General features: G+C 70.4%; 8 protein-coding genes. 3 read left to right on the top strand and 5 right to left on the bottom strand.

The genetic code is table 11. The features are described 5' to 3' along the window. The first annotated feature begins 68 nt into the window (after positions 1-68). Complete coding sequence (gene pknB / locus AB0300_RS03450; protein ID WP_366215473.1) at positions 69-2,024, top strand: Stk1 family PASTA domain-containing Ser/Thr kinase; 1,956 nt, start codon at positions 69-71, stop codon at positions 2,022-2,024. 61 nt (positions 2,025-2,085) lie between these two features. Here pknB and AB0300_RS03445 read toward each other — a convergent pair whose 3' ends face one another. Together AB0300_RS03445 and AB0300_RS03440 are read right to left on the bottom strand one after the other, a co-directional pair. Next, a complete protein-coding gene (locus AB0300_RS03445; RefSeq protein ID WP_029989865.1) occupies positions 2,086-3,426 on the bottom strand; it encodes a class II 3-deoxy-7-phosphoheptulonate synthase in 1,341 nt (446 codons plus the stop codon). 47 nt (positions 3,427-3,473) lie between these two features. Continuing rightward, positions 3,474-4,163: a lysophospholipid acyltransferase family protein gene (locus tag AB0300_RS03440; protein ID WP_029989867.1), complete on the bottom strand. Its 690-nt coding sequence runs from the start codon at positions 4,161-4,163 to the stop codon at positions 3,474-3,476. Between the two features lie 151 nt (positions 4,164-4,314). Between AB0300_RS03440 and AB0300_RS03435 the strand changes: the two genes are divergently transcribed. Then, positions 4,315-6,147 carry a long-chain fatty acid--CoA ligase gene (locus tag AB0300_RS03435; protein WP_025105101.1) on the top strand — a complete coding sequence of 611 codons (1,833 nt, stop codon included), beginning with the start codon at positions 4,315-4,317 and terminating at the stop codon, positions 6,145-6,147. Positions 6,148-6,239: 92 nt separating this feature from the next. Here AB0300_RS03435 and def read toward each other — a convergent pair whose 3' ends face one another. From def to AB0300_RS03420, 3 genes are all read right to left on the bottom strand, one after another. Beyond that, positions 6,240-6,731 (bottom strand): peptide deformylase, encoded by a 492-nt coding sequence (gene def, locus AB0300_RS03430; protein ID WP_085607896.1) that lies wholly within the window; start codon positions 6,729-6,731, stop codon positions 6,240-6,242. Next, on the bottom strand, positions 6,731-8,215 hold the full coding sequence (locus AB0300_RS03425) for a MinD/ParA family protein (protein WP_366215472.1): 1,485 nt from the start codon (positions 8,213-8,215) through the stop codon (positions 6,731-6,733). Before AB0300_RS03425 ends, def begins: the two co-directional genes overlap by 1 nt. Before the next feature lie 65 nt (positions 8,216-8,280). Next, on the bottom strand, positions 8,281-11,688 hold the full coding sequence (locus AB0300_RS03420) for a pyruvate carboxylase (RefSeq protein WP_062766917.1): 3,408 nt from the start codon (positions 11,686-11,688) through the stop codon (positions 8,281-8,283). 92 nt (positions 11,689-11,780) lie between these two features. Here AB0300_RS03420 and AB0300_RS03415 point away from each other — a divergent pair, with 92 nt between their 5' ends. Beyond that, entirely contained in the window at positions 11,781-12,593 is an 813-nt protein-coding gene (locus AB0300_RS03415; protein ID WP_025105105.1) for a ParA family protein, read from the top strand. The last annotated feature ends 7 nt before the right edge of the window (positions 12,594-12,600 follow it).

Here is a 12,600-nt window from a genome sequence, read left to right as displayed (position 1 = left end):
GAAATCCGGATGCGTCGAGGGGTGAGGCGTTCCCGGGGCTTTCAGCCAATCGTCCATAGACTTCTGTCGTGACGACCAACCATCAGGCCGACCCCCTCATCGGGCGGCTTGTCGACGGTCGCTACCGCGTCCGCGCGCGGATCGCCCGCGGCGGGATGGCCACCGTCTACGTCGCCACCGACCTGCGCCTCGAGCGCCGCATCGCCCTGAAGGTGATGCACGCGCACCTCAGCGACGACTCGGCGTTCCAGAGCAGGTTCATCCAGGAGGCCCGCGCGGCCGCCCGTCTGGCCGACCCGCACGTCGTCAACGTCTTCGACCAGGGGCAGGACGGCGAACTCGCCTACCTCGTCATGGAGTATCTGCCGGGCATCACCCTGCGCGAACTCCTCCGCGAGCAGAAGCGCCTGACCGTCGCCCAGACGATCACGATCATGGACGCCGTCCTCGCCGGACTGTCCGCGGCGCACCGCGCCGGGATCGTCCACCGCGACGTCAAGCCGGAGAACGTGCTGCTCGCGGAGGACGGCCGCATCAAGATCGGCGACTTCGGTCTCGCCAGGGCCACCACGGCGAACACCGCGACCGGTCAGCAACTGCTCGGGACGATCGCGTACCTCGCCCCCGAGCTCGTCACGCGCGGCACGGCCGACGCCCGCAGCGACATCTACGCGCTCGGCATCATGCTCTACGAGATGCTCGTCGGCGAGCAGCCCTACAAGGGCGAGCAGCCGATGCAGATCGCCTTCCAGCACGCCACCGAGTCGGTCCCCCGCCCCAGTGTGCGCAACCCCGCGGTCCCGGAGCAGCTCGACGAGCTCGTGCTCTGGGCGACGGAGAAGTCGCCGGACGAGCGGCCCGACGACGCACAGCAGATGCTGGAGCGCCTGCGCGAGATCGAGCGCGAGATCGGCGTCGCCCCCGCGGTGACCCGAACGACCGGCTCCGCCCGCGACCAGGCGGACTCCGGCGACCTCACCAAGGTCATGCCGGGCACGATGGTGCTCCCGGAGCCGGCGACAGCGACCTCCCCGGGGATCGACAACGCCACCATCCTCCGTCGGCGGGCCTCGAAGCGCCGCGCCCGCGGCACCTTCCTGCTGTCCCTCGTGCTCCTGCTGGCGGTCCTCGCCGGCGGCGTGGGCTGGTGGTTCGGCTCCGGCCCCGGTTCGCTCATCGCGGTCCCCGACGTCGCGGGACAGACGTACGACGAGGCGGCGGCCGACCTCACGGAGGCAGGCTTCGAACCGACGCAGCGCGACGAGTTCTCCGTCGACGTCGACAAGGGCATCGTCATCGAGACCGATCCCGGTACCGGCGCCAGGGTCGACAAGGGCACCACGGTCGCCGTCGTCGTCTCCGCCGGCCCGGCCTCGCACGAGCTCGCCGCCGTCGCCGGGCAGGCGGCCGACGACGTCCGCGCGGCGCTGGAGGCGGCGAACCTGGAGATCACCGACGACGAGGAGTTCTTCACGGACGCGGCGAACGGCTCGGTGATCAACGTGCGCATCACGCCTCGGGACGGCGGAGACGTCTTCGGCTGCGAAGAGGGCTGCACGGTGCATGAGAAGGACACCGCGACCATGCAGGTCTCCCGCGGCGCCGTGCCCGACGTCACGGACATGACCGTCGCTCAGGCCACCGAGGCGCTGACCGGCAAGGGACTCAAGGTCGCCGAGGAGAGCATCTACCGCCCGAGCGACTCCATCGGCAAGGACCGCGTCATCGGGTACGCGGACCGCGCCGAGGAGGGAGCCTGGCGACCGGGCGAGACCATCCAGCTCATCATCTCGCAGGGGCCGCCGCTCTTCGACGTCCCCGATGTGTCGGGCATGACGCGCAACGAGGCCACCGCCGCCCTGCGTGACGCCGGCTTCACGTGGAGCTACACGAGCAGCACCGGACTCCCCGACTCCGTCTGGGACCTCCTCGCGAACGAGAACACGCGGGTGGAGTCGTACAGCCCGTCCGAACCGCAGCGCAAGGGCACGAGCATCACGCTCACCATGGGCTTCGCCGGCTGAGACCGAGACGACGAAGGGGCCGGAACATCGTTCCGGCCCCTTCGTGCATCCGCCTCGCGGATCAGCGCTTCTCAAGCTCCTCGGCCACGAGGAACGCCAGCTCCAGCGACTGCATGTGGTTCAGGCGCGGGTCGCACAGGCTCTCGTAGCGGGTCGCGAGCGCGGCCTCGTCGATCTGCTCAGACCCGCCCAGGCACTCGGTGACGTCGTCTCCCGTGAGCTCGACGTGGATGCCGCCGGGGAACGTGCCCACCGCACGGTGCGCCTCGAAGAAGCCGCGGACCTCGTCGACGACGTCGTCGAAGCGCCGCGTCTTGTAGCCGGTCGGCGTGGTGATGCCGTTGCCGTGCATGGGGTCGGTGACCCACAGCGGCTGCGCGCCGGATTCCCGGACGGCCTCCAGCAGCGGGGGCAGCGCGTCGCGGATGCGTCCGGCGCCCATGCGCGTGATGAAGGTCAGGCGTCCGGGCTCGCGCTCCGGGTCGAGCTTGTCGATGAGCGCCAGCGCCGTCTCCGGCGTCGTGGTGGGACCCAGCTTCACGCCGATCGGGTTCCGGATCTTGGAGAAGTAGTCGACGTGCGCGCCGTCGAGCTCGCGCGTGCGCTCCCCGATCCACAGGAAGTGGGCCGAGGTGTTGTACGGGGTGTCCGTCCGGGAGTCGATGCGCGTCATCGGGCGCTCGTAGTCCATGAGCAGGCCCTCGTGCCCGGTGAAGAACTCGACGCGCTTGAGCTCGTCGAAGTCGGCGCCGGCGGCCTCCATGAACTTGATCGCCCGGTCGATCTCCGCGGCCATGCGCTCGTAGCGCTGGTTGGCGGGGTTCTGGGCGAAGCCCTTGTTCCAGGAGTGCACCTCGCGGAGGTCGGCGAATCCACCCTGCGTGAACGCCCGGATGAGGTTCAGCGTCGACGCCGCGGTGTGGTAGCCCTGCAGCAGACGACCGGGGTCGGCCTGACGCGAGCCCTCGGTGAAGTCGTAGCCGTTGACGATGTCGCCGCGGTACGCCGGGAGCGTGACCTCGCCGCGGGTCTCCGTGTCGCTGGAGCGCGGCTTGGCGAACTGCCCGGCCATGCGTCCCATCTTGACGACCGGCATCGAGGCGCCGTACGTGAGCACCACGGCCATCTGCAGCACCGTCTTGATGCGGTTGCGGATCTGCTCGGCGGTCGCGCCGGCGAACGTCTCGGCGCAGTCGCCGCCCTGCAGTAGGAAGGCCTGCCCCGAGGCGGCCCGGGCGAGACGGTCGCGGAGGTTGTCGACCTCACCGGCGAAGACCAGCGGCGGAAGGCTCGAGATCTGCCGGGAGACGTCGGCGACGCGGTCGGCGTCTGGCCACTGCGGCTGCTGCTTGATGGGAAGCGAGCGCCAGGCATCAAGGGCTTCGATGTGGTGCGGGAGCATGCGTCCAGCCTAGTGGGCGGCGACACCGCCGAGACGCGCCCTGGAGCCTATGTGACGCGGCTCGGGAGGCGGTCCTTGACGGTCGATGCGTAGACGTCCTCGTACTCCTGCTGACCGAGCCGCTGGAGCGCCACCATGATCTCGTCCGTGACCGAGCGGAGGATGTAGCGGTCGTTCTCCATCCCGGCGTACCGGGAGAAGTCGAGGGGCTCGCCGATGACGATCCCGACCCGCATGACGCGCGGGATCCGCCGGCCGATGGGCATGGCCGTGTCGGTGTCGACCATGATGACCGGGATCACGGGGACCTTGGCTTCGAGTGCCATCCGGGCGATGCCGGTGCGGCCGCGGTAGAGCTTGCCGTCAGGGCTGCGGGTGCCCTCCGGATAGATGCCGAGGAGGTCGCCCCCGCCGAGCACCTGGAGACCCGTGTTGAGCGATGCCTCCGAGGCCTTTCCGCCCGAGCGGTCGATGGGGAGCTGCCCGGTCGCCTTCATGAAGAAGCGGGTAGACCACCCCTTGAGGCCCCGCCCGGTGAAGTAGTCGCTCTTCGCGAGGAACGACATGGGCCGGTCGATCACGAGCGGGAGGAAGATCGAGTCCGCGAAGGAGAGATGATTGCTGGCGAGGATCGCCGCTCCGGTCGCGGGCACGTTCTTCCGCCCCACGATCCAGGGGCGGAACACGGCCTTGACCACGGGGCCGATCACGACGTACTTCATCAGCCAGTAGAACATCGAGGTGAAGTCTAGCGCCGTGTCGCGGATCGTCCCGCTGTTCCCCCTCGCCACCTCGGGAAAGCGACTCAGTTTCACCCTGACCGCGACCCGGTGCCATGCCCTAGACTCGGACCAACGCCCGTGCCCGACCGGTACCGAAGGAGCTGCCGTGGTCCAGTTTGAAGTCCCCGCGATCGTCCCCGCCGATCCCGACGCGAACGTCGCCGACCTGCTTGCGAAGCGCGTCGAGGCGACTCCCGACCGGGCGCTGTTCTCCGTCCCGCAGGGCGACGGATGGCGCGACATCACCGCCGCCGACTTCGAGACCGCGGTGATCGCGCTCGCGAAGGGCTTCGCCGCCGCGGGCATCCAGCCCGGCGAGAAGGTGGGCTTCCTCGCCCGCACCACCTACGAGTGGAGCCTCGTCGACTTCGCCCTCTTCTACGCCGGTGCGGTGATGGTGCCGATCTACGAGACGAGCTCGCCGTCGCAGATCCAATGGATCCTCGAGGACTCCGGCGCCATCGCCCTCCTGGTCGAGTCGCCGGAGCACTTCGCCCGCGTCGACGAGGTGCGCGGCGACCTGCCGCTGCTCCGGGAGGTCTGGCAGCTGCACCTGGGCGCGATCGACACGCTCACCGCCCAGGGGGCATCGGTTTCGGACGAGGAGATCCAGCGCCGCCGGAACCTCGCCGTCGGCTCCGACATCGCCACCCTCATCTACACCTCGGGGTCCACCGGGCGGCCGAAGGGCTGCGTGCTCACCCACAGCAACTTCGTCGAGCTGTCCCGCAACTCCGCGAAGGCCCTCGACGAGGTCGTGCAGACGCCGGGGTCCTCCACCCTCCTCTTCATCACGACGGCACACGTCTTCGCCCGCTTCATCTCCATCCTCAATGTGCACGCGGGGGTGCGCACCGGTCACCAGCCGGACACGCGCCAGCTGCTCCCGGCCCTCGGCTCGTTCCAGCCGACCTTCCTCCTCGCAGTCCCCCGCGTGTTCGAGAAGGTCTACAACTCCGCCGAGCAGAAGGCCGAGGCGGGCGGCAAGGGCAAGATCTTCCGCGCCGCCGCCGACGTCGCGATCGAGCACTCCCGGCTGCTGGAGGAGGGCAAGAAGATCCCGTTCGGGACGAAGCTCAAGTTCGCGCTGTTCAACAAGCTCGTCTACTCCAAGCTCCGCGAGGCCATGGGCGGCAAGGTCGTCTACGCGGTGTCCGGCTCCGCTCCCCTGGGCGCCCGCCTCGGTCACTTCTTCCACAGCCTCGGCGTTGTCATCCTCGAGGGCTACGGTCTGACCGAGACGACCGCCCCCGCGACCGTGAACCTCGCCTCGAAGTCGAAGATCGGCACGGTCGGTCCGGCCCTTCCCGGCGTCGGGGTGCGTCTCGCCGACGACGGCGAGATCGAGGTGCGCGGCATCAACGTCTTCAAGGAGTACTGGAACAACCCGGAGGCCACCGCCGAGGCGTTCAGCGACGGCGGCTGGTTCCACACCGGCGACATCGGCAGCTTCGACGCCGACGGGTTCCTCACGATCACCGGACGCAAGAAGGAGATCATCGTCACGGCGGGCGGCAAGAACGTCGCCCCCGCGGCCCTGGAGGACCCGATCCGCGCGAACCCGATCGTCGGGCAGGTCGTCGTCGTCGGCGACCAGCGTCCGTTCATCTCGGCGCTCGTCACGCTCGACCCCGAGATGCTGCCGACGTGGCTCGCGAACAACGGTCTCGACGAGAAGATGACGCTGGCGGAGGCCTCGACCAACCCGCAGGTCCGCGCCGAGGTGCAGCGCGCGGTCGACGCGGCGAACGAGCGGGTGTCGCGTGCGGAGTCCATCCGCAAGTTCACGATCCTCGACTCGGAGTGGACGGAGGCCTCGGGCCACCTCACCCCGAAGCTGTCGATCAAGCGGAACATCATCATGAACGACTTCGCCGACGAGATCTCCGCGATCTACGACGAGCCCGTCGCCACCACCAACGTCGCGATCGGCGGCTGACGCCCCTCGTCGGCCCACCCCCTTCTGACCGAACCGGCCCCTTGCGCTCGCGCGCAAGGGGCCGGTTCGTACGAGAAGGGGTGGGTCGACAGCTAGAACCAGGAGCTCTCGCGCACCTCGCGCATCGCGACCTTCCGCGTCTCCGGGTCGAGCCGGGAGAGGAAGAGCGTGCCGTCGAGGTGGTCGGTCTCGTGTTGGAGCGCCTGCGCGAGCAAGCCGTCGCCCTCGAGCACCACGGGCTGTCCGTCGAGGTCGATCCCCTCGACGCGGGCCCAGGGATGGCGCTGGGCGTCGTGCCAGAGTCCGGGGACGGAGAGGCAGCCCTCCCCCGTGGGCTCCGGCTCGCCGCGCACCTCCGTCAGCACGGGGTTGAGGACGTACCCGATCTCGCCGTCGACGTTGTAGCTGAAGGCGCGGAGCGCGACGCCGATCTGCGGGGCCGCCACGCCGGCGCGCCCCGGAAGCTCGACGGTCTCCAGGAGATCGGCGACCAGGGCGCGCACGCCGTCGTCGATCTCCTCGATGGGCGCGCACACCGTCCGCAGGACCGGGTCGCCGAAGATGCGGATCTCGCGAACCGTCATCAGGCGGCCTTCGTCCGGAGGCCCTCGACGAGGAGCGCGGCGAGTTCCCGCGCCGCCTTCCGGGTCTCGGGGAGGAGGTTCGCGAAGACGATCGTCCCGCCCGCGGCGATCTGCGGGTCGTACGGCACGCGCACGACGCTGCGGGCCCGCGACGCGAAGTGCGCCTGCAGCTCTCCGAGGCGGACGAGCGGCGTGCCCGGGGTCGACTGATTGAGAACCACGATGGCGTCGCGCGCCTGCTGCGCATACCCGTTGGTCTCCAGCCACGTGAGCGTCTCGGAGGCCAGCCGTGCCTCGTCGACGCTGAGACCGGAGACGATGACGATCTGGTCGGCGAGATCGAGGGTCGCCGACATCACCGAGTGGACGATCCCGGTGCCGGTGTCGGTGAGCACGAGCGAGTAGTAGTGCGCGGCGACGTCGGCGACATCGCGGTAGTCGCTGTCGCTGAAGGCTTCGGCGACACGGGGATCGGCGTCCGACGCGAGCACGTCGAGGCGCGTCGCATCCCGAGCCACGATCGCGGAGATGTCGTGGTAGCCGCGCACGTCGTCACGGATGCGGACGAGGTCGCGCACGGACTTGCCGTGCGCGGCGCGCTGCACCCGGTCGGCGAGAGTTCCCCGATCGGGGTTCGCATCCACCGCGATGACGCGGTCCTCCCGCGCGTCCGCGAGGGCCATGCCCAGGAGCGCCGTGACGGTGGTCTTGCCCACCCCGCCCTTGCGGGAGAGCACCGGCACGAAGCGGGCGCCGCCGGCGAGCGGGGCCGCGATGCGCGCGGTCAGCTCCTTGCGCTCGCGCGCACGGCGCCCGTCGCCGATGTTCAGCCGCCGACCGGACAACGTGTAGAGCAAGTGACTCCACCCGCCCTCGGGTTCGGGCTTGGCCACCCGGTGCGGGTCGAGGAGGCGATCGGTCGTGAGGAGGTCCGCGGACTCGCGAGCGGACTCCCCCAGCTCCCCCAGACGCTTCGCGGTGAGGGTCACATCCGTCCGGGGCGCCGGACGTGCGGGCGCGGAGGTGGCGGGTGTGTCGTCGGCTTCGGGCATCGTGGTCTCCTTCTGCACGGGGACCTGCGGGGCCCGCGCCGGTTTCGCGGCCGGGACCTCCGCACGGTCGGCATCGGCCTTCGCGAGGAAGAGGGCGGCCGCCTTCTCTTCTGCGGCCCGCTCCGGCGCGGCAACCACGGCCGGCACCGGCTCCTCCACCACGACCGCGTCGATCACCTCGTGGATGCGCGGCGGGTCGAGGACGGGCGTCGGCGCGGAGGGGAGGGTGAGGTCGTCGACGACGAGATCGATGCCGACCTCTCCCTCCACCACGCCGTCGTCAGCGAGGTCGTCGTCCTCCTCCGCCGGCAGGGTCACCCGCACCTGCGCGGTCCCGCCGAGGATACCGATGCCGGCGGTGTCGACGGACGCGGCGTCGTCGAGCACTCCCAGCGGACTGTCCTCGGGGTCGGCGTTCTTCTTCGCGGTCACGTGTCACTCCCAACCTGTGCGGGCCTCGGGATGCGCCCAGGGTGCGCGGCCTCGCCCGCACAAGATTAGTGCGCCGGTCGGATCACGACCAAAAGATCACCCGCGTCCACCTGCTGCGTCTCGGCGATGGCATGCCGCTCCACGACCCCGTCCACCGGGGCGGTGATGGCGGCCTCCATCTTCATCGCCTCGATCGACGCGACCGGCTCGCCGGCCCGCACGGTCGCGCCCACCTCGGCCTTGAGCGTGACCACGCCGGAGAACGGCGCGGCCACCTGGCCGGGCACCGACGTGTCGGCCTTCTCCACCTCGTGCGCGTCGACAGCGATCGAGCGATCGCGCACGAACACGGGCCGGAGTTGACCGTTCAGAGTCGTCATCACGGTGCGCATGCCCTTGTCGTCCGCCTCGCCGATGGCTTCGAGACCGACGTAGAGCTGTACCCCTCGGTCGATCTCGATGAGGTGCTCCTGGCCGGGGACCAGCCCGTAGAGGTAGTCGCTCGTGTCGAGCACGGACAGATCGCCGTACTGCTCGCGCCGCTCCGCGAACTCGGCCGTGGGGGCGGGGAAGAGCAGCGTGTTCAGGCGTGAACGGCGCTGCGCGCTCGTCCCGGCCAGCTCCGCCTCGTCCTGCTCCGTCAGCGCCGTGAGCCCCGTGCGCACGGAACGCCCCGCGAGCACCTTGGAGCGGAAGGGCTCCGGCCAGCCACCGGGGAGGTCGCCGAGCTCTCCGGCCATGAACCCGACCACGGAGTCCGGCACGTCGTACTTCCCGGGGTTCGCCTCGAAGTCTGCGGGGTCGGCCTTCACCGCGGCGAGGTGCAGGGCGAGATCGCCCACGACCTTCGACGACGGGGTGACCTTCGGCACGCGTCCGAGGATGCGGTCCGCGGCGGCGTACATGTCCTCGATGAGCTCGAAGTCGTCCGCGAGGCCGAGAGCCTTCGCCTGCTGCCGGAGGTTCGACAGCTGTCCGCCGGGGATCTCGTGGTGGTACACGCGCCCCGTGGGCCCCGGCAGCCCGGACTCGAACGGCGCGTACTGGCGACGCACCGCCTCCCAGTACGGTTCCAGGTCGGAGACCGCGGCGAGGGAGATCCCGCTGTCCCGCTCCGTGTGGGCGAGGGCGGCCACGAGCGACGACAGCGACGGCTGACTGGTCGTGCCGGACAGCGGGGCCGACGCGGCGTCCACCGCATCGACGCCGGCGGCGCTGGCCGCGAGGAGGGTGGCGAGCTGTCCGCCCGGAGTGTCGTGGGTGTGCAGGTGCACGGGCAGGTCGAAGCGCTCCCGGAGCGCCGAGACGAGCTTCGCGGCGGCGGCGGGACGGAGCAGTCCCGCCATGTCCTTGATCGCGAGGATGTGCGCACCCGCGGCGACGATCTGATCCGCGAGGCCCAGGTAGTAGTCGAGGGTGTAGAGCTCCTCGGCCGGATCCAGCAGATCGCCGGTGTAGCAGAGCGCGACCTCCGCGACGGCCGTCCCCGTGGCGCGGACCGCCTCGATCGCGGGGCGCATCTGCTCCACGTCGTTGAGCGCGTCGAAGATGCGGAAGATGTCGACGCCGCTCGCCGCCGCCTCCGCGACGAAGGCCTCGGTCACCGCCGTCGGGTACGGCGTGTAGCCGACCGTGTTCCGGCCGCGCAGCAGCATCTGGATCGCGACGTTCGGAAGGGCCGCGCGCAGCTTGTCGAGCCGCTCCCACGGGTCCTCGCCCAGGAAGCGGAGCGCCACGTCGTAGGTGGCGCCGCCCCAGGCCTCGACCGACAGCAGCTCCGGTGTCAGCCGGGCGAGGTACGGAGCGGCGGCGACGAGGTCCTTCGTGCGGACGCGGGTCGCGAGCAGCGACTGGTGCGCGTCGCGGAACGTCGTGTCCGTGATCGCGAGCGCGCTCTGCGCACGCAGACCGCGCGCGAACTCCTCCGGCCCGACCTCGAGCAGCCGCTGCCGGGAACCGGGCGCCGGTGCGGCGGCCAGGTCGATCGGCGGCAGTTTGGTCGCGGGGTCGATGACGCCGGGATGCGCACCGTGCGGCTTGTTCACCGTCACGTCGACGAGCCAGTTGAGGATCTTGGTCCCGCGGTCCTTCGACTCGCGGCCGCGGAGCAGCTCCGGGCGCTCGTCGATGAAGGACGTGCTGACGTCGCCCCGGATGAACGCCTCGTCGTCGAGCAGCGCCTGGAGGAAGGGGATGTTCGTGGAGACGCCGCGGATGCGGAACTCGGCGAGGGCACGGCGCGCGCGGGCGACGGCGGCCGGGAAGTCGCGTCCGCGGCACGTGAGCTTCGCAAGCATCGAGTCGAAGTGCGGGCTGATCTGAGCGCCCTGGTGCACGGTGCCGCCGTCCAGGCGGATCCCCGCGCCGCCGGGCGAGCGGTAGGTCGTGATCTTCCCGGTGTCGGGACGGAAGCCCTGCGTCGGGTCCTCCGTGGTGATGCGGCACTGCAGTGCGGCACCGCGCAGGTGCAGGTTCTCCTGCTGCAGTCCCAGCTCGGCGAGGCTCTGCCCCGCGGCGATGCGCATCTGGCTCTGCACGAGGTCGACATCGGTGACCTCCTCGGTCACCGTGTGCTCGACCTGGATGCGCGGGTTCATCTCGATGAACACGACCTCGCCGGCGCGCTCCCCCGCCGTCTCCAGGAGGAACTCGACGGTCCCCGCGTTCTCGTAGCCGATCGAGCGGGCGAACGCGACGGCGTAGCCGTGCAGGGCCTGGCGCACGTCGTCGTCGAGGTTGGGGGCGGGAGCGATCTCGACGACCTTCTGATGCCGCCGCTGCACCGAGCAGTCCCGCTCGAACAGGTGCACCGTCTCACCGGTCTTGTCCGCGAGGATCTGCACCTCGATGTGCCGGGGCCGCACGACGGCCTGCTCGAGGAACATGCGGGGGTCGCCGAAGGCGCTGCCGGCCTCCCGCATGGCCTCGGCGAGGGCAGGGCCGAGATCGCCCATCGTCTCGACGCGCCGCATGCCGCGGCCGCCTCCCCCGGCCACCGCCTTGGCGAAGAGGGGGAACCCGATCTCCTCCGCCTGGGCGACCAGGGCGTCGACGTCGTCCGAGGCCTCGGTGGACCGGAGCACGGGGACGCCCGCTTCGACGGCGTGGCGCTTCGCCTCCACCTTGTTGCCGGCCATCTCGAGGACCTTCGCCGGCGGCCCGATGAACACGATGCCGTTCGCCGCGGCCTTCTCCGCCAGCTCGGGGTTCTCCGAGAGGAAGCCGTAACCGGGGTAAATGGCGTCGGCGCCGGCCTCGGTCGCGACGCGGATGATCTCGTCGACATCGAGGTAGGCGCGGACCGGATGGCCGCGCTCGCCGATCTCGTAGGCCTCGTCGGCCTTGAGCCTGTGGACCGAGCCGCGGTCCTCGTGCGGGAAGACGGCGACGGTGCGCGCCCCCACCTCCACGGCCGCTCGGAATGCCCGGATCGCGATCTCGCCACGATTCGCCACAAGGATCTTCTGGAACATGCACACCTCTGAGAGCTCGATGCACGGCCGAAGCACGCACATGGGGCGGGGCTGAGTGTTCCCCCAGCCTAGGGGAAGGTAACGTGGAGTCCGTGCACGTACTCAGCGTCAGCTCTCTCAAGGGAGGCGTCGGCAAGACGACCGTGACACTCGGGCTGGCCTCCGCGGCTTTCGCCCGGGGTGTCCGGACGCTCGTCGTCGACCTCGACCCGCAGTCCGACGTCTCCACCGGGATGGACATCCAGGTCGCGGGACGACTCAACATCGCCGATGTGCTGGCGAACCCGAAGGAGAAGACCGTCCGTCAGGCGATCACCTCCAGCGGCTGGGCAAAGGTCCACCCCGGCACGATCGACGTGCTGATCGGCAGTCCGTCCGCCATCAACTTCGACGGCCCGCACCCGAGCGTCCGCGACGTGTGGAAGCTCGAGGAGGCCCTCGCGGCAGTTGAGGCCGACTACGACCTCGTGCTCATCGACTGCGCCCCGTCGCTGAACGCCCTGACGCGAACGGCGTGGGCCGCCAGCGACCGCGTCATGGTCGTCACCGAGCCCGGCCTCTTCTCCGTGGCCGCGGCGGACCGTGCGCTCCGCGCGATCGAGGAGATCCGCCGGGGCCTCTCCCCGCGCCTCCAGCCGCTGGGCATCGTGGTCAACCGCGTCCGTCCGCAGTCGATCGAGCACCAGTTCCGCATCAAGGAGCTGCGGGACATGTTCGGTCCCCTCGTGCTCTCGCCCCAGCTGCCCGAGCGCACCTCGCTCCAGCAGGCCCAGGGCGCCGCGAAGCCTCTGCACATCTGGCCCGGCGACTCCGCACAGGAGCTCGCCGCCGACTTCGACCAGCTCCTCGACCGCATCATCCGCACGGGCCGCGTCCCGGTGCCGGAGAACGGACCGCAGAGCTGACCCCGCG

This window comes from Microbacterium sp. NPDC078814 (genome assembly GCF_040702645.1).
Lineage (GTDB): Bacteria > Actinomycetota > Actinomycetes > Actinomycetales > Microbacteriaceae > Microbacterium.
The sequence above is the reverse complement of the archived record's forward strand: the minus strand, read 5'-3'. Positions and strand labels throughout refer to the sequence as shown.